This window comes from Pseudomonas sp. MH9.3, assembly GCF_034354675.1.
Classification (GTDB): domain Bacteria; phylum Pseudomonadota; class Gammaproteobacteria; order Pseudomonadales; family Pseudomonadaceae; genus Aquipseudomonas.
On sequence record NZ_CP133785.1, the window covers coordinates 2,943,744 to 2,961,607 of the forward strand.

At 58.7% G+C, this 17,864-nt stretch carries 16 protein-coding genes; 5 read left to right on the forward strand and 11 right to left on the reverse strand.

The window, feature by feature from the left end:
- Window positions 1-16: 16 nt before the first annotated feature.
- Entirely contained in the window at window positions 17-661 is a 645-nt protein-coding gene (gene nadD, locus RHM60_RS12885; RefSeq protein WP_003237043.1) for a nicotinate-nucleotide adenylyltransferase, read from the reverse strand.
- Entirely contained in the window at window positions 661-1,926 is a 1,266-nt protein-coding gene (locus tag RHM60_RS12890; protein WP_322212011.1) for a glutamate-5-semialdehyde dehydrogenase, read from the reverse strand. Before RHM60_RS12890 ends, nadD begins: the two co-directional genes overlap by 1 nt.
- A 175-nt stretch (window positions 1,927-2,101) precedes the next feature.
- Here RHM60_RS12890 and RHM60_RS12895 point away from each other — a divergent pair, with 175 nt between their 5' ends.
- The gene (locus tag RHM60_RS12895; RefSeq protein WP_322212012.1) at window positions 2,102-2,800 is read left to right on the forward strand and encodes a DNA-3-methyladenine glycosylase; all 699 of its coding nucleotides are present in this window, start codon (window positions 2,102-2,104) and stop codon (window positions 2,798-2,800) included.
- 162 nt (window positions 2,801-2,962) lie between these two features.
- Window positions 2,963-4,279 (forward strand): bifunctional DedA family/phosphatase PAP2 family protein, encoded by a 1,317-nt coding sequence (locus RHM60_RS12900; RefSeq protein WP_322212013.1) that lies wholly within the window; start codon window positions 2,963-2,965, stop codon window positions 4,277-4,279.
- Here RHM60_RS12900 and RHM60_RS12905 read toward each other — a convergent pair.
- From RHM60_RS12905 to RHM60_RS12915, 3 genes are read right to left on the reverse strand one after another with little or no spacing between them, the layout of a single operon-like run.
- Window positions 4,273-4,866: an LON peptidase substrate-binding domain-containing protein gene (locus tag RHM60_RS12905; RefSeq protein ID WP_322212014.1), complete on the reverse strand. Its 594-nt coding sequence runs from the start codon at window positions 4,864-4,866 to the stop codon at window positions 4,273-4,275. The two genes, RHM60_RS12900 and RHM60_RS12905, sit on opposite strands and share 7 nt — an antisense overlap.
- 23 nt (window positions 4,867-4,889) lie before the next feature.
- Entirely contained in the window at window positions 4,890-5,606 is a 717-nt protein-coding gene (locus tag RHM60_RS12910) for an LrgB family protein (protein WP_209985213.1), read from the reverse strand.
- Window positions 5,603-5,956 carry a CidA/LrgA family protein gene (locus tag RHM60_RS12915; protein WP_322212015.1) on the reverse strand — a complete coding sequence of 118 codons (354 nt, stop codon included), beginning with the start codon at window positions 5,954-5,956 and terminating at the stop codon, window positions 5,603-5,605. Before RHM60_RS12915 ends, RHM60_RS12910 begins: the two co-directional genes overlap by 4 nt.
- A gap of 186 nt (window positions 5,957-6,142) precedes the next feature.
- Between RHM60_RS12915 and RHM60_RS12920 the strand changes: the two genes are divergently transcribed.
- The 3 genes from RHM60_RS12920 to RHM60_RS12930 all read left to right on the forward strand — a co-directional run bounded on the left by RHM60_RS12920 (window position 6,143) and on the right by RHM60_RS12930 (window position 9,093).
- Complete coding sequence (locus tag RHM60_RS12920; RefSeq protein WP_209985218.1) at window positions 6,143-6,598, forward strand: MaoC family dehydratase; 456 nt, start codon at window positions 6,143-6,145, stop codon at window positions 6,596-6,598.
- A gap of 105 nt (window positions 6,599-6,703) precedes the next feature.
- Entirely contained in the window at window positions 6,704-8,422 is a 1,719-nt protein-coding gene (locus RHM60_RS12925; RefSeq protein WP_209985221.1) for a C13 family peptidase, read from the forward strand.
- Between the two features lie 29 nt (window positions 8,423-8,451).
- The gene (locus RHM60_RS12930) at window positions 8,452-9,093 is read left to right on the forward strand and encodes an oxidoreductase (RefSeq protein ID WP_209985224.1); all 642 of its coding nucleotides are present in this window, start codon (window positions 8,452-8,454) and stop codon (window positions 9,091-9,093) included.
- 369 nt (window positions 9,094-9,462) lie between these two features.
- Here the strand turns inward: RHM60_RS12930 and RHM60_RS12935 are convergent, their stop codons facing one another.
- The 6 genes from RHM60_RS12935 to RHM60_RS12960 all read right to left on the reverse strand — a co-directional run bounded on the left by RHM60_RS12935 (window position 9,463) and on the right by RHM60_RS12960 (window position 17,835).
- A complete protein-coding gene (locus tag RHM60_RS12935) occupies window positions 9,463-9,747 on the reverse strand; it encodes a YceK/YidQ family lipoprotein (protein WP_209985226.1) in 285 nt (94 codons plus the stop codon).
- On the reverse strand, window positions 9,740-10,369 hold the full coding sequence (gene ubiX, locus RHM60_RS12940; RefSeq protein ID WP_209985229.1) for a flavin prenyltransferase UbiX: 630 nt from the start codon (window positions 10,367-10,369) through the stop codon (window positions 9,740-9,742). The genes RHM60_RS12935 and ubiX overlap by 8 nt, the downstream gene beginning before the upstream one ends.
- Window positions 10,366-11,715, reverse strand: coding sequence for a UDP-N-acetylmuramate:L-alanyl-gamma-D-glutamyl-meso-diaminopimelate ligase (mpl, locus tag RHM60_RS12945; RefSeq protein WP_322212016.1), 1,350 nt, complete (start codon window positions 11,713-11,715; stop codon window positions 10,366-10,368). The genes ubiX and mpl overlap by 4 nt, the downstream gene beginning before the upstream one ends.
- A 113-nt stretch (window positions 11,716-11,828) precedes the next feature.
- Window positions 11,829-12,881, reverse strand: coding sequence for a hypothetical protein (locus RHM60_RS12950; RefSeq protein ID WP_231422557.1), 1,053 nt, complete (start codon window positions 12,879-12,881; stop codon window positions 11,829-11,831).
- Window positions 12,882-13,224: 343 nt separating this feature from the next.
- A complete protein-coding gene (locus RHM60_RS12955; protein ID WP_322212017.1) occupies window positions 13,225-14,310 on the reverse strand; it encodes a hypothetical protein in 1,086 nt (361 codons plus the stop codon).
- A gap of 192 nt (window positions 14,311-14,502) precedes the next feature.
- Window positions 14,503-17,835, reverse strand: coding sequence for a hypothetical protein (locus RHM60_RS12960; protein ID WP_322212018.1), 3,333 nt, complete (start codon window positions 17,833-17,835; stop codon window positions 14,503-14,505).
- Window positions 17,836-17,864 lie beyond the last annotated feature (29 nt).

Sequence of the window (17,864 nt, forward strand, 5' to 3'; positions counted from 1 at the left end):
GGTCAAGCGCGCCTTTTCAGTTCGACGCACGGTAAAGCCCGTGCGCATCGATGTAGGCCAGGACCGCGTCAGGCACCAGGAAACGTACCGACTTCCCGCTGGCCAGCAGTTGACGGATCTGGGTGGCAGACACCGCAAGCGGGGTCTGCCAGACGAATGCAATATTCCCGTTCGGCCCGGTCAGGGCCAAGGGGTCACTTACCGACCGCGCGGCCAGCAGGTTGCGCAGGGCATCCGGCGGTTCGCTGTCGGCATCCGGGCGTTGCAGCACCAGGATGTGGCAATGCTGGAGGAGTTCCTCCCAGCGATGCCAAGAGGGCAGGCCGCAAAATGCGTCCCAGCCCAAAAGCAGAAACAACTGGTCATCAGCGGCCAGCTCGGCGCGCATCAGCTCCAGGGTGTCGACAGTGTAGGACGGTTTATCGCGCTTGAGTTCGCGGTCGTCCACCACCAGCGGTGCGATGCCCTCCACTGCCACGCGCACCATTTCCAGACGCTGCTGCGGCGACACCTGCGGCATGTCGCGATGGGGCGGCCGCGCGTTGGGCATCACCCGCATCTCGTCCAGCCCGAGCGCATCGGCAACCTCAAGTGCACTGCGCAAATGGCCGATGTGCACGGGGTCGAAGGTGCCACCGAGCAGCCCGATGCGTTTAGCCATCAAGTGCGCACGTGACCGTCGCCGAACACTACGTACTTCTCGCTGGTCAGGCCTTCCAGGCCGACCGGGCCGCGTGCGTGGAGTTTGTCGGTGGAGATGCCGATCTCCGCGCCCAGGCCATATTCGAAGCCGTCGGCAAAGCGCGTCGAGGCGTTGATCATCACCGACGCGGAATCCACTTCGGTGAGGAAACGCCGGGCATCGCTGAAATGCTCGGAGACAATCGCGTCGGTGTGCTTGGAGCCGTATTTATTGATGTGTTCGATGGCCTGGTCCAGGTCGTCGACGATGCGGATCGACAGGATGGGCGCCGTGTACTCGGTGTACCAATCTTCTTCGGTGGCCTCGATCACGTCCGCGCCCAGCAGCGCACGGGTGCGCTCGCAACCGCGCAGCTCCACGCCCTTGTCGCGGTAGATGGCAGCCAGCGGCGGCAGCACGCGCTCGGCAATGCCGGCGTGCACCAGCAGCGTCTCCATGGTGTTGCACGGGGCGTAGCGATGGGTCTTGGCGTTGTCCGCGATGCGGATCGCCTTGTCGAGGTCGGCGGCCACGTCGATGAACACGTGGCACACGCCGTCCAGGTGCTTGATCACCGGCACCTTGGCCTCGCGGCTGACGCGCTCGATCAGGCTCTTGCCACCGCGTGGCACGATCACGTCGACAAACTCCGGCATGGTGATCAACGCGCCGACGGCCGCGCGGTCGGTGGTTTCCACCACCTGCACCACTTCGGCGGGCAGCTCGGCCACGGCCAGGCCCTGCTGGATGCACGCGGCAATGGCACGGTTGGAATGGATCGCCTCGGAACCGCCACGCAGGATGGTGGCGTTGCCAGACTTGAGGCACAGGCTCGCGGCGTCAATGGTCACGTTCGGGCGCGACTCGTAGATGATGCCGATCACGCCCAGGGGCACGCGCATCTTGCCAACCTGGATGCCGGACGGCAGGTAGCGCATATCGCGGATTTCACCGATGGGGTCAGGCAGCTTCGCCACCTGACGCAGGCCTTCGATCATGTCGTCGATACGTGCCGGGGTCAGCGCCAGGCGGTCCAGCAGGGCCGGTTCCAGGCCATTGGCGCGGCCGCTGGCCAAATCCTGTTCATTGGCGGCGGCAAGTTCTGCGCGCGCGGCATCCAGCGCATCGGCGGCGGCCAGCAGGGCACGGTTCTTCTGCGCAGTGCTCGCACGGGCGATCAACCGCGAGGCCTGGCGGGCTGCGCGACCCAGGCGGGTCATGTAGTCGAGAACGGACTCAGTCATGGTCAGAGAGACTTGGCCAAAGAGGAAAGCGGCAGATTATAGCTGTGACGCCGCCCGACTGACAGCGGTGAGGGGCGGATGGTCGAAATGAACTGTAAAAAACGGGTGTTCAGCGGTAATTAAGCGGGGAGTTGTTATTATTCGGTCACATTTACCTGCACTCCCCTGATCTCCTATGCCCAGTGTGACCCTGCAACTCCTCGCCAGCGCCCTGCCCGACCGCTTCTTCGACCGTGACGCGCAAGTGCTCGCACGGGATCTGCTCGGAAAAGTCATACGCCATCGCGTGGGTGATCTCTGGCTTTCTGCGCGAATTATTGAAACCGAAGCCTATTACGTGGCCGAAAAAGGCAGTCACGCGTCACTTGGCTACACAGAAAAGCGTAAGGCTTTGTTTCTGGATGGTGGCCATATCTACATGTATTACGCCCGGGGCGGCGATTCGCTGAACTTCAGCGCCCATGGCCCGGGCAACGCGGTGCTGATCAAATCAGCCTATCCGTGGGTGGATGAAATCTCCGGCCCCGCCAGCCTGGCGCAAATGCTGCTCAACAACCCGAACCCCGACGGCAGCCCACGCGCCTCGCAAAAACTCTGCGCCGGCCAAACGCTGCTGTGCAAAGCCCTGGGGCTGAAGGTGCCGATGTGGGACGCCAAGCGGTTCGACCAGGAATTGCTCTATGTGCAGGACGTGGGGCAGACGCCCACGCAGATTATCCAGACCACCCGCCTGGGCATCCCGAGCGGGCGCGATGAGCACTTGATGTACCGTTTCGTCGATGCAGGCTATGCGCCTTATTGCACGCGGAACCCGCTGCGACGTGGCCAGGTCGAAGGCCGGGATTATTTTTTGATTCGAGCCGACCGGGCATGAGCGCTTATATCGCCGCGGCCCTTTGTGGGAGCTGGCTTGCCTGCGAAGGCGGTATCCAGCAAACATTGATGTTGACTGACCCACCGCTTTCGCGGGCAAGCCCGCTCCCACAGTTGACCTTCGGTGTTCCGGATTACGTAGTGCAGAGAGGGAGTGGAGTGTATGGGCCAATGGCTCGATAGTATTACCGGCTGGCTGACCGTGAACCCGCAGTGGCTGGCCGTGGCGGTGTTTATCGTCGCGTGCGTGGAGTGCCTGGCGATTGCCGGGCTGATCGTGCCGGGCACGGTATTACTGTTCGCCATTGCCGCACTGGCCGGCAGCGGCGCGCTGTCGCTGAGCGAGACGTTGTTACTGGGCTTCCTCGGCGGGCTGCTGGGCGACGGCGTCTCCTACTTTCTGGGCCGACATTTCCACCAGAACATCCGGCGCCTGCCCGGCTTGCGTCACCACCCGGAATGGATGAACGGCGCCGAAACCTACTTCCACAAATACGGTATCGCCAGCCTGCTGGTCGGACGTTTCATCGGCCCATTGCGCCCGATGCTGCCAATGGTCGCCGGCATGTGCGACATGCCCTTCCCGCGCTTCGCCGCCGTGAGTGTTGTCGCGGCGGCCGGCTGGTCGGTGGCCTACCTGCTGCCGGGCTGGGCGACCGGTGCCGCATTCCGTCTGCCACTGCCGGAAGGCTTCTGGCCGGAGGCGGCAGTCGTGGCCGGGTGCCTGGCCGTTTTGCTGGGCCTGAGCTTGAACAGCAGCCTGCGCGGCCATCGTCGCGCAACGCTGTGGATCGGCTGCGCGAGCCTGGTGTTGCTGATCGCGGTGTTTATCGGTTACCCACACCTCAATCACTTCGATCAGGGCCTGAGCGCGCTGGTGCAGGAGCATCGCAGCGCCTGGCTGGACGAGGTCATGGTGCGGGTCACGCAGTTGGGCGAGTTCAAAAAGATGTTCGTCGCCAGCGCCGTGTTCACCGGCCTGCTGTTGCTGCTGTGGCAGTGGCGCCATGCGCTGTTTGTCGGCGCCACACTGGCCGGCGCGGCGGTGATCAATACCGGCACCAAACTGTTTTTCGCCCGTGGCCGCCCGGAAATTCTCACCGACCCGCTCACCAGCTTCAGCATGCCCAGCGGCCACGCGTCCGGCGCCTTCGCGTTTTTCCTCGCGCTGGCGGTGTTGGCAGGGCGCGGCCAGCCAACGCGGCTGCGCCTCACCTGGATGCTGATGGGCTGCATTCCGGCCGTCTTCATCGCGCTGTCACGGGTATACCTTGGCGCTCACTGGCCCTCGGACATCCTCGCCGGCACGCTGCTGGCCATGACCGTCTGCGCATTCAGCCTCACGGCCAGCGAATACCGCAGCCCGCTGCCGGCCATGTCGCGCAGGACCTGGTGGCTGCTGCTGCCGGCGCTGGTGGCGGTGATGAGCTTTATCGCCCTCACCGGCACGTCCCACGCTTTGCTGCGCTATGCCTATTGAGTGAACAGTTCGCCCTGCAACTCGTCGAGCAGCATCTGGATCGCATCCAGGCGCTGCTGCGGGTCGTCGATTTGCAGCAGGTCGATCTTGTCCGCCTCGGTGAACGGCAATAAATACGCGAGCTGATTACCCAGTGCCTGCTGGCCCTCGGCATTGCCGCCCATGTCCAGGGAGGCGACCATCGGGTGCTCGGCCAGGGCCTGGAGCAGGGCCAGCAGGTCGGCGTCCTCTTCTTCGAGCGGCAGGTCCGGTTGCTCGTCCAGCCATTGCACGTCGGCCACCAGCAACTGGTCTTTCTGTACCCCCGCTTCACGTACGCGAAACCTGCGCCCGCCTTCGACGCGAATCCCCAGCAGGCCGTTGTCCTGCTGCTTGAAGTCGCGAATCAACGCCTCGCAGCCGATCAGCGCGTAGCCGTCCGGCGCCATGCCGACTTCCCGGCCGTCGAGGATGCACACCACGCCGAAGCTTTCGCCCTTTTTCATGCAGCGGCTGATCATGTCCAGGTAGCGCGCCTCGAACAGCTGCAGGTCGAGGGTGCTGCCGGGGAACAGCACGGTGTTGAGCGGGAACAGCGCCAGACTCATAAAGGTTTCCTTCATACCTGGGTTTAAACAATCACCGACACGGCCAACGGCAAAAACACCGCCGTGGCCACGCCCATCAGACTCATGGCCAGCGCCGCAAACGCGCCGCACTCTTCGCTTTCCTGCAAGGCCACCGAGGTGCCCACGGCGTGGGCGGTCATGCCCAGCGCCATGCCGCGCGCTTCGGGGCTGTGCACACCCAGGCGCGTCAGGTAGGCCGGGCCGATCATGGCGCCGACCACGCCGGTAATCAGCACAAATACTGCCGCCAGCGCCGCCACGCCGCCGATCTGCTCGGCCACCAGCATGGCAATCGGCGAGGTCACCGACTTGGGCGCCATGGTCATCAGCATCCGGTGTTCGGCACCGAACCACTCGCCCAGCAACAGACACAGGCCGGTGACCAGCACCCCGCCCAACACCAGTACCGTAACAATCGGCCAGAACAATTGGCGAATGCGGCGCAGGTTAAGGTAGAGCGGCACCGCCAGGGCCACTGTTGCCGGGCCCAGCAGGATGCCCATGATCTCGGTGCTCTTGCGGTATTCGGCGTAGCTGAGGCCACAGGTGAGCAGCACGCCGATCACCAGCAGCATGGAGACCAGCACCGGTTGCAGAAAGATCCAGCGGGTTTTCTCGAACCCGGCCAGCACCAGTTGATAAGCGCCCAAGGTAATGCCGATGCCGAACAGCGGGTGATGGATGACAGACGTCCATGCGCCGTGCCAGTCGACAGTCATTGACCCTTCTCCTTGCGCTTGACCATCTGCTGCATCAACACCCCGACAAAGCCCATGGCGATCACCAGCGACAATACCAGCGCGCCGATGATGGCCCAGAAGTCGGCGGCAATCTCCCCGGCGTACACCATCACGCCCACGGCGGGCGGCACCAGCAGCAGCGGCAGGTAGCGCAACAGGCTGCTGGCCGCCAGGTTCAAGGGGTCGCCGACTTCGCCGCGCCAGATCAGGAAGCCCAGCATCAGCAACAGGCCAATAATCGGCCCCGGCAATACCGGCAACAGCAAATGATTGAGCGCGGTGCCGATCAATTGGAACAGCACCAGCCAGGTCAGGCCCCGTAACAACATCCACTTTCTCCCCCGTCAAAGCTCGCCCGCATTATAAGCACGTCAGGTCTATACACCGGCATTCGCCATAAGCATGGTGGATTGACCGGGCGCAAGGCCCGTGATGATCTACATTGGTTGTCTGCAATCCGCAAAAAAGCCCCGATTACCGGGCGGATAAAAACTGCTGAACCAAGGAGAGACGCAATGCCCTATGTACCTGTAGCGCAGCTCAATGATCATGTCGGCAAGGAACTGGGACGTTCCGAATGGCTCACCATCGACCAGGCACGCATCAACCTGTTCGCAGAGGCCACGGGCGATCATCAGTTCATCCACGTCGACCCGGTCAAGGCCGCGCAGACCCCGTTCGGCAGCACCATCGCCCACGGCTTTCTGTCGTTGTCGCTGATTCCCAAACTGATCGAAGACATCCTGATCGTGCCCGAAGGCCTGAAAATGGCGGTCAATTATGGCCTGGACAGCGTGCGCTTCATCCAGCCGGTGAAGGTCGACTCCAGGGTGCGCCTGGCGGTCACCCTGACCGATGTCACCGAGAAAAAGCCCGGCCAGTGGCTGCTCAAGGCCACCTGCACCCTGGAAATCGATGGCCAGGAAAAACCTGCCTACATTGCCGAGTCGCTGTCGCTCTGCTTCGTGTAAGGCCCTGCCTGTGGTGAGGCGCTAAACCTTTCCACAGCGTATGTAAATTTATGTATCAAACTCTCGGCTGCGGCATACTCGGCGCTCAATTATCCGGATCCCGCTATGCGCCCACTCGCCCCCCTTGCCCTTGCCCTGTTGCTCACCGCCTGCGGAGACGGCGAATCGCTGTTGCCGCCCGATGCGCGTCTGCCCGATGGGGGTCGTTACCGTGGCGATGTGGTCAATGGCCTGTTGCAAGGCCAGGGCCGTGTCGACTACCCCAACGGCAGCTGGTATGCCGGCGCGTTCGACAAGGGCCAGTGGCACGGCCAGGGCGAATGGCATGGCAGCAACGGCGAAGTCTATAAGGGCGAGTTCCAGCAGGGCCTGTTCGATGGCCAGGGCAGCCTGACCACTGCCGGCAGCCAATACGTGGGCGGTTTCAAGAACGGTCGCCGCAACGGCGAAGGCACCCTCAAAGAGGGGCAGATGACCTATCGCGGCGAGTTCCTCGACGACCAGTATTCAGGCCTCGGTCGCCTGGAGCTGGCCGACGGCAGCCAGTATCAGGGTCAGTTCGCCCACGGCAAGCCGAACGGCGAAGGCCAGCGCAACGACGACAGCGGCAACCAGTTCAGCGGCCGTTTCGTCGATGGCCAGTTGGAAGGCAACGGCACGTTCAACAGCGCCGACGGCGACATCTACGTAGGCCAGTTCAAACAGAACCAGCTCAATGGCAAGGGCCGCTACGAAAACGCTGACGGCGATGTGTGGATCGGCGAATTCAAGGAAGGCGCCTTGAGCGGTAAAGGCGAGTTGATCGGCGTGGACGGCAGCCACTACGTGGGCCAGTTCAGCGATTGGCGCTTTACCGGCGAAGGCCGTCTGAACCTCACGGACGGCAGCTTCTATATCGGCGGTTTCGACAGCGACAATTATCAAGGTCGCGGCACACTGGTGCTCGCCGATGGCGCCGTGCAGGCCGGCACCTGGGTCAATGGCCTGCGCGTGCGAGACGCCGACGGCAAGCTGCTGCCCGACCCGCTGGAAATCGGCGTGCTCGCCCAGGGCCGTTTGCTCAACGAGGCGCTTGCCGCGGTGCCCGCCTCCACCCCTGCCGTGGAGCTGTACACCCTGGCCGTGGCCGGCGACGGCAAGCAAAGCGTGTTCCTGCGCGAAGCCGATTACGTCAGCAACATGCTCGCCACGCGCTTCGGCGCCCGTGGGCAGATTCGCCTGGTCAACCATCGCGACCACATCACCGACCGCCCCCTGGCCACCCGCGAAAGCCTGCGCCGCGCGGTGCAGACCCTGGCCGAACGCAGCGGGCCGGAAGACCTGGTGTTTATCTACCTGACCAGCCACGGCACCCACGAACATGAACTGGTGCTCGACCAGCCGCGCATGGAGCTGGCCGACCTGCCCGCCGACGAGCTGGCCGCCGTGCTCACCCCGCTGCAAAACCGCGACAAGATCATCGTGATTTCCGCCTGCTATTCCGGCGGCTTCATTCCGGCGCTGAAAGACGAACACACGCTGATCATGACCGCTTCGCGGGCCGATCGCGTGTCGTTCGGCTGTTCCGAGGAAGCCGACTTCACCTACTTCGGCGATGCCCTTTTCGCACAGGCTTTTAACCAGACCGACGATTTGCAGCAAGCCTTCAAACTGGCGCAACTGCACGTGACCGAGCGCGAGCAGGCGGACAACTTCGAAGCCTCCGAACCGCAGATCTGGGCGCCCAAGGGGGTGATCGCCCACTGGCAACTCTTACGCAAACAGCAGGCACGAAAGGCGCTCGAAAGCGTCTCAATGAATAGCAAGGAAGCCAAAGGCAACTAAGCTGTAATGTGTAATAAGGGGGAAACACCATGTACCTGACACCTCAGCATATCCTGCTCGCAGGCGCCTCAGGCCTTACCGGCGAACACCTGCTGGACCGCCTGCTCAACGAACCTACCGTCAGCCGCGTACTGGCGCCGAGCCGAAAACCACTTGCCGAACACCCCCACCTGGAAAACCCGGTGGGCGAACCGGCAGTGGTTCTGCCACAGCTGAGCGGCCAGGTGGATATCGCCTTCTGCTGCCTGGGCACCACCATCAAGAAAGCCGGCTCCGAAGCGGCCTTTCGCGCCGTCGACCTGGACATGGTCGTGGCCTTTGCCAAACGCGCGCGGGAACTGGGCGCGCGACACCTGATCGTGATCAGCGCGATTGGCGCCGACCCGAAATCCTCGGTGTTCTACAACCGGGTCAAAGGCGAAATGGAACAGGCATTGAAGGCGCAGGACTGGCCGCAATTGACCATCGTGCGGCCTTCGCTGCTGCTGGGTGACCGACTGGAACCGCGTCTGGCCGAACAACTGGCCGGGCCGTTGTCGCGCTTGATTCCAGGCAAGTACCACGGCATCGAAGTGTGCGACCTGGCTCGGGCCATGTGGCGCCTGGCTCTGGAGGAACAGAATGGGGTGCGGGTGGTGGAGTCGGATGAGTTGCGCAAACTCGGCAAGTAACCGCTCTTATCAACACAAAATAGCGCGTTGATTTTAAAGCCTGAAGTTCAGGCAGCCACATGCCTGTGGCGAGCGGGCTTGCCCGGCGCCGGGCTTGCCCTAATTCCGTTCAGTTAAGGAAAATGTGTGGGCTTATTGTGGCGAGCGGGCTTGCCCCGCGTTGGGGTGCGAAGCGCCCCCAATCGAGCAAAACGCGGTGTACCTGATACGGCTCAGCGCCTGGCTTTGGGGCTGCTGCGCAGCCCAACGCAGGACAAGCCTGCTCGCCACAGGGAATCTGCGCTTAACTGAACGGCATTAGGGCAAGCCCGCTCGCCACAAAACGCCCACTCGCCACAACAGACCGGCTCGCCACAGAGGCGCCAATTGTTAGAGACCGCCCGTCGCGTTAAAGCCTACGCCCAGCACTGTCAACACCGACAGCGGCAACAACAGCGTATCGAGCAGTGCGCTGGCCGGCAGGTCTGCATGTGGGTAGCGCGGCGCCTCAGCCCCGAACTTGTCCTTGGCACAGCAGCCGCCGTCAATCGCGTACAGGTCCAACCGTGTACCGGCATACACCACCGGCGCGCCGGGCTGCGCGGCATCCAGCGTGCGTGCCGTGGCGCAGCCGGCCAGTTGCAGCGCCAACACCACCAGCAACGCCTTATTCATCACTGCTCAAATGGTGCTCGCCCCAGCGCGGCAGCATGTCCTGGGGAATATTGAGCAGGTTGAGAATGCGCGCCACCACGAAATCCACCAGGTCGTCGATGGTCTGCGGCTGGTGGTAGAAGCCCGGCGACGCGGGCAGGATGGTCACGCCCATGTTCGACAACTTGAGCATGTGCTCCAGGTGAATGCTCGAGTACGGCGCTTCACGCGGCACCAGAATCAACTGGCGACGCTCCTTGAGTGTCACATCCGCCGCCCGCTCGATCAGGTTGTTGCAGGCACCGGTGGCAATCGCCGACAACGTACCGGTGGAGCACGGCACCACCACCATCGCCGCAGGTGCGCCGGAGCCCGAGGCCACCGGCGACATCCAGTCCTCTTTGCCGTACACCTTGATCTGCCCCGCCGCCGCACCGGTGTATTCGGTGAGGAACGCTTGCATCGTCTGCACCTTGGGCGGCAGCGCCACGTCGGTTTCGGTGGCCATTACCAACTGCGCGGCCTTGGAGATCAAAAAGTGCACCTCGCGCTCTTCACGCACCAGGCAATCGAGCAGGCGCAGGCCGTAGGGCGCGCCCGAAGCGCCGGTCATTGCCAGCGTAACGCGTTCCGGGCCGCTCATTTGAGCGCCTCGGCCAGCTTGCCGTGCAGGCCGCCGAAGCCGCCATTGCTCATGACCACCACGTGGGTGCCTGGCCCGGCCTGCTGTTTGACGTGCTCAATGATGCCGTCGATGGAATCGCACACCGTCGACGGGACGGTGCACAGCGCGGCAATTGCCGGCAGGTCCCAGCCGAGATTGGCAGGGGCATACCAGACCACCTCGTCGGCATCGTTGACGCTCTGCGGCAAGCCATCACGGTGCGCGCCGAGCTTCATGGAGTTTGAACGAGGCTCGACAATCGCGATAACCCGGGCATCACCGACCTGCTTGCGCAGGCCATCCAGGGTGGTGGCAATCGCCGTGGGGTGGTGGGCAAAGTCGTCGTAAATGGTAATCCCATTCACGTCAGCGACCTTTTCCATACGACGCTTCACGCTTTTGAACGCGCTCAACGCAGCGATACCCATAGCGGGCACCACACCCACATGCCGTGCGGCAGCCAGGGTGACCAAGGCATTGGCGACGTTATGCTGGCCAGTCATGTCCCACGCAACGATGCCCTGCGCCTCGCCTTCAAACAGCACTTCAAAACGCGAACCGTCTTCGCTCAGCAGCCTGGCCTGCCACTGCCCGCCAGCGCCGGTGGTCTGCACCGGGGTCCAGCAGCCCATGTCGATCACGCGCTGCAGCGCAGGCTCTGTGGTGGGATGGATCACCAGGCCTTCGCTGGGGATGGTGCGTACCAAATGGTGGAATTGCCGCTCAATGGCCGGCAAGTCAGGGAAAATGTCGGCGTGATCGAACTCGAGGTTATTGAGAATCGCTGTACGCGGGCGGTAATGGACAAACTTGGAGCGCTTGTCGAAAAAGGCGCTGTCGTATTCGTCGGCTTCGATTACAAAAAATGGCGTGCTGCCCAGACGGGCCGACACCGAAAAGTTCTGCGGCACACCGCCGATCAAAAAACCCGGACTCATGCCGGCATGCTCCAGCACCCAGGCGAGCATGCTGCTGGTGGTGGTCTTGCCGTGGGTGCCGGCCACTGCGAGTACCCAGCGACCTTGCAGCACATGGTCGGCCAGCCACTGCGGGCCGCTGACATACGGCAGACCTTTATTGAGCACATACTCGACCGCCGGGTTGCCACGGGACATGGCATTGCCGATCACTACCAGGTCCGGAACGGGGTCGAATTGTGAGGGGTCGTAGCCTTGGGTCAATTCAATGCCCTGGGCTTGCAGTTGCGTGCTCATGGGCGGATAGACGTTGGCATCGGAGCCGGTGACGTGATGGCCCAGTTCTTTGGCGAGTACCGCCATCGAGCCCATGAATGTGCCGCAAATACCAAGAATATGAATGTGCATGGTTGACCTCTTGAACATCGAGGCAGGTTAGCGCAGGGAGGGGGAAATCGCACCTGTTATGCGGCGGGTCGCCGAACGATGAATGCTGGCGCACGTCGCCCGGCGGGCCTGCGTCAGACAGTAGTTGAAGCCTCGGCTTTACGCTCCTGCGCTTTCATCGCAGCGAGGAAGCGCAGTTTTTCATAAGCTGCGGCCAGAGGGTTGAACTTCCTTTCGATCAGATCAAGACGCTCTTTTGGATCTTCAGGTATTTTTTCTCCGGGTTTATACGGTTTGAAAACAAGCCCGTTCTGCCGCGCGGCTTTTTTGAAATGTTGCTCGGAAAGGCCCAATAACTTTTCGAGGTTGCTCAGGCGCCCGACGTCATCACTTGGCCAACTCGCATTTTTGGTGAACACGCTGCTGGTGTCGCCCAGCATGAACATGACGGCCGAGGCCATGCCGAGCAGCTTTACCTCGAAGTCTTCCAGGCGTGCCTTGACAGAGTCTGTTGTAGTCGAGTGCTCAGCCTCAGACTGAAGAGGTGTGCCAGTTTTGGGCTGACTTGAGGCCCCCGGCAGGAAAGGCGGCGGCAGCACTCCAGGGGCGTATGAAGACTTGATTGTCTCCCCGGTGGCCACGGAACCGGCATAGGCCGCTACATTGATAGGCGCACTGACAACGCCGGTGATCCCGGCACTGATAAACGCATCACGCGCCACTCGGCTGGCGTTGGGCCCGGTCGACACCACACCGGCCTTGATCAGGCTCTCGGCGTCGATAACCCGCTTGGCGGCCTCAGCCACACTGAGCGGCGCCTGCCTACGCAAGTTCGTCATCATCACTTCGTCATTTGCCTTGATTTTATTGGCAATAATGACCGTCTTTCCGGCATCCCTGAAACCGCTTCCCGAAAGCTTCGGAGCGGGGCCGGGTTGAGACTTGAGCGGGGGTGCAGGCTTGGGCCTGGGCGTGGAGACCGGTACCGTGTCTGGAAGACCGGCTGGTCTGGTTGACCTTCGTCCGAAAAGCCCGCCAAAGCCTATGCTTTTAATACCTCGCTTGCTGCGCGCCAAAGGTTGATCCAAATGATCAGTCTCGTGGGGGCTGGATTGCACAGGGGGATGATCGACGCCATCAGGTTGTAAAGTAATGATCGGGATAGGTGGATTTATAATTATCATCATGTTAGCTCGCGTGAGTTTTATTGTGTGAATCGCTCTTACAGCTGCCCTGTTTGAGTGGGCAGCTGGGCTGGAGCAGTTCCTGTGAATAGGCCTACGCAACCTGTATGAAAGTTTCAGGTAATTCATAAAAAGAGTTTTTAACCGACATTTTCAACGCTGCCCACCTACATGAATGGAAACCTGCCATCTCAGGCAATTGCTGGCTGAAAAAAAGCGCCGTGGGGCTCGATAAGGAAGCGTGCACACTACCTCTTCGAACAACACGGCGATTGGTAGTCAAGGTTTTTCTAGTGCCGTTAACAGCACTGTGGCCCCTCAGGTTTTAATAAGCGATGCCCCAGCCTTACGCCGTTTTGACTTTAATTTCATTCGTGACGGCCTCACTGAGAGCGATGATAACAGCCAGCCTGGACTCAATCACTTTTGCGCGCGACTCGATAAGTGGATCTTCGATGCGAAAGTACTCAGGAAGCGCAAAGGGAACATTGAACTTTTCAGCCAGTTTAATGAAACCTTTCTCAGCCTCGATAATGATCGACTCAAGTGAAGTCATCCGCTGTTCGTCGCTTTTAAGAGCCCATTGCAGATCTGCCTTAATTTCTTTCTCCCCAACAAGTTTCGTCAACATATTCGCTACAGCAAAAACTTCCTCCTGAGTCTTATCGATAATTTTTGTATCTTTCAGGGAAGCAGCGAATTTAACGGCGGGATCGTCGGCTAATACCTTTTTTAAGGCCTCGACAATACCGGCAACCGCGGGTGTCACCACCGCACCGACGCCTATAACGATCAAAGCCTTCTTAGTGTCCGAAATTTTCTTTTTCTCGGGCTCCGCGATCGCCTCGGACTTAGCATCGACGTCCTCAACGTCTGCCTTGAGACGTGTATCGGTATCCGATGTCCCTGTAGCCTCTTCAAATTCCTTTTTTGCTTTCTTCAACGTGTCTGAGGAAAAGGGCGATACCGCCTTGCCGTTAACATTTGCACTGGGCACCGCCAAGTGTACGGAAGTAGGCTCTACGATGACGACGTCTTCCCGTCCAAGTTTGCTGACAGTATTATCATCCAGCTTGATTTCGGCTTGCTGTTTGGCGAAATCCTGATCGAATCGAGTAATCCCCGACGCTTCGGAAGTACTGACTGCGCTCCCTGATGCCTTTATAGAGTCCGGCGCCTTGATATCTGCCGGAGCAGGTGCAGTTTTTTTCTTAAAAAGCCTGGAGAGTCGCCCACGAGCAGGTCTGGTGAAGCGGTCACCCTCATCAGCAAACATCTCATATTCGATAGCATCGCCAGCACGTTTAGCGTTTGTTGCAGTAACGTGGTTGTCTGGTGATACAGGTGCTGCTGATGGTTTGCTCGCTGCCTCAGGCGCCAACTGCTGCTGAGCGAAAGACAACTGCGATACTGTTGAGCTTATAACGTTCATATGATTCACCTAATGATTAACTTACATTAGGAAGCCATCCATTTCCTCCACAAATTAAGTGGCAAACCCACCCATAAAGTTCCAAAAAAACAATAAACAACTGCCATCTAGCTTATTATTACAGTTTGTAAAAATGGCACGCGCCACCGGCAACAAGGCATTCACTAAAAGACGTTGCAACGTTCTAAATACTTACGCTGTGGCCGCGCCAACTACCGCATCCTGGGTCAGCTGCACGCCATAGGGGGTTTTAGTTATAACGTTATAAGCATACCAGCCCCCATTGAGAAAGATCGCTGTTGCAGGCTTTATATCCTCGGCCTTACCCGTTACTCTCCGATGAAAGTTTCTGACAATATCATTGTGTTGATACGTTTTTCTGGAATCAACATTTTTAACGGATTTTGACAATCTTTGCGGCACGAGAGCACCCAGATTCCGCGTCTCCTTCTGCAACGCATTTAGCCCACTTCTTATATTTTTTGGTGCTTCTAAAAAATCGTCTATCGAGAAAGATGAAGCGATTCCTTTCACTGCTCCCGAAGCGGCAGACTTTATTAAGCCGCGCCCCGCTTTAAGGGACTTTCGAACATGCCCGGCGGTGGGTATAAGAAAGCCGAAAATATCCATACCAAGCTCTAAGACAGCCTCTGACGCATTCCCATCAATGGCCGCCTTGATCCCATCATGAAAAGGGGCAAGGCTGAGAAAAAAACTGTCCAGCTTTCTATTGGTTATTCTTTCCCGCTCTCTGTCTGTCACGCCCTTTGCCAACGCTTTCGCGTGTTCATCCGGGGGGAGAAAGTGATGACTAACCGTTGAACCCAATGCGCGACTTCTTCTGGAAAAATAACTGCCTTTCAGGCCATCTGCGATATCAGATGGCACATGCACGCCAGAAAAATCCGTATCCGGTGGTGCCAATCGTTCGACCAGTACCCGTGATCTGGCATGACCTTTTGCCGGTGCACCATGGTAGGGGTTATCGTCAATGCGAAGCACATCACCACGATCATTGCGCAAAGGCCTTACCCAGGGTTTTTGTGGCCTGCTCACGAGAGGTCTCGATAAACCTGGCTCTTTGACTATCTTTGCCTGAGCGGGAAAATAACTGTAGTAGTCAAAAAGCCCGTTACCGCGATCGGCCTGTATAAGCACGCCATGAAGCCCTGTCAGTGCTTCAACCTCTTGAGGGCTGGGCTTGCCATTAGGAACGAAACGCTCTCGACCATGCACCTTGACATAATTTGTACCATCATAAGTTCTACGCACAGCGTAAAAGCTGATAGGTGACGTATTAAAAATCTCCCTATCAGCCAGAGGCAGCAAGGACATGTGATACCTGAACAACGTGCTAACAGCCGTCTCTTTTTTTGCCAGATACTTCGAAAATTCCGTGTCAAACGCTTCATTAATATCTGGATTTAATTTATGAAACTGTCGTCGCATACTATTATACGGTACGGCCTTTTCATCACTTGACACCCAAACTTTTGCATTAAGTTCTCCAGACATATAAATATCAACCAGCGAATAACTGAAGTTCAGCGGCCAATATTCCTTATCATCTTTGATGACCTTACTCTCGAAATCCACCCCCTCACCAAAAACCCGCTCCAACTCTAAAATCGCAACGTCCTTACGGGTAGGAGGCGACGCGTTCAAAGCGCCAGACGCCCAACTCAACTCCTTTTTCTGTTTTATCAATGCGGTCACTGCCAGATTGTAATCCTGTGCAGAATAATCATTATGTGCACGCGCGCTGATTACCCCATTTGCAACACCCCAGTCCGTGACCGCCCCCCGCCGGACTTCCTTCAACTGCTCATCACCTTCGCTCGAAATCGGGTCAGTAGCGCCAAAAAGCGTGACCTGAGCCTGTGTCATATTGGCCACGGCACCCGGGACCTGTTTTTCAATGCGCAATGCATCAATGGAATAAGTCGCCCACGTATGGGAACCATAAACAACATTAGGCAGCTGAGTTTTCGCCAGAAACTCTGGCGCTGAAATCGACAACAACAAATGCGCCGCGACAGGCGCAATCTCACGGCCTACCTTACCTTCAAGATGACGAATAAGACGTTGCGTAATGTCGGCGGGCGATAAACCGATATTTTCTGGTGCATACACGTTGTAACCCATCAAGTTGTGACGTGATACACCGGCAGCAGGATCCAGGTCGAGTGCCAGTGCTGCACTGGCAAACTCAAGGGCACTGGTTTCAGTTTCAACTCCCAGTACCTCTTCCTGTATTTTTTTGCCCAAGGCTTTTGCGGCCGGCAATCGAATAAGCTCATCCAGTACCTTTGCTGGATTATTTTTTATCGCCTTCCTTGTACTTTCAGGAAGATTGCGGGCCAGCCGACCCATCAAACTTTCTACACCTGGTCCGACGTCAGTCGTTGTTGCCCTATTTTCCGACTGAGCTTTCCATTGCTCTACCACACTCAGAATCTGCTTTTTCGCGTCGTCACTCAGCGCTGCAGAGTCTGATGAACGTATCAAAGGCCGCGCGCCACCTGTATTTGACTGAGGCGCCCTGGCAGCAAGGTCAAAGAACAACGTGTTCGCCAGGTTTTCGGCTTCTCTGGCGTTCTTCGGCACATAAAGCTCATTGCCCTCCAGTATGTCGGCCACACTGAGTTCGCTGCACGGTTTACCTTCAATGATGGAATAGGTGGAGCGGGGATCGACAGGGATGAAAACCTTGTTCAGGTTAATTCTCCCCGTGGCATCGTTGGCTTGTAACTTCAGCGCAGCAATGAGCGCATGATTGTTAGCGTCATCACCCAATGCTGTTTGCTTTTGCTCCAGCGACTCTGGAGATCGTTGTGACGCATGGGGCATTTGCTTGAATGAAAAGCCTGAACCCGCCTGTAATCCAGCGAGTTTCTGCAGAGCCTGTGCAGGCATAAGGTCAATAGGCTCGTTATAGAATTTCCCCACCAGGAACATAGGTACCTCGCCCGCAGGCCAGGGTAGATCAAGGGTTTGGCCAGGTTCAGGTGCGATGACGTTCGCGATAGACAACAGTGTTCCGCAGATTTCAGACCATCCCGAGCCGTCCGTGAGAGAAAAGGTATGTTCTTTATCGCCGACTCTGCCTGCAAGCTCTCCAGTGGAAGGATTCAACCTCAGTTTCGTCGTATCCAGACCTTGCTCCTTCGCCCATGCCGAGAAAGCAGCGCCGCTTAATGCACTCTCCAGCGTCGTACGCCAGCGTCCCAGTGTGGACTCTGGAGCAACTGAAACAGAAGGTGGGTTTATCGACGTCTCAAAGACATGGTTAGCCGACCCGCGTGCGAATGCTTTTGCCACTGCGGCATCAGCCACTGCGCGGGCACCAAGAGTGTCATCCTGCTCGGCACTGCGTTTCTTACGAATAACGCCGTCATCCGCGCTTCGAACACTCGAAAATGACGACGACGATATTTTATTTTCAGCATTCGAGGCGCACGTTTCAATAAGAGGAGCACCATAAAGAGCAACAACTGGTACCGCGATATTCTCGTTATAAATCATTTGACTGCTCCGCTGTAGAAACGGTAGTT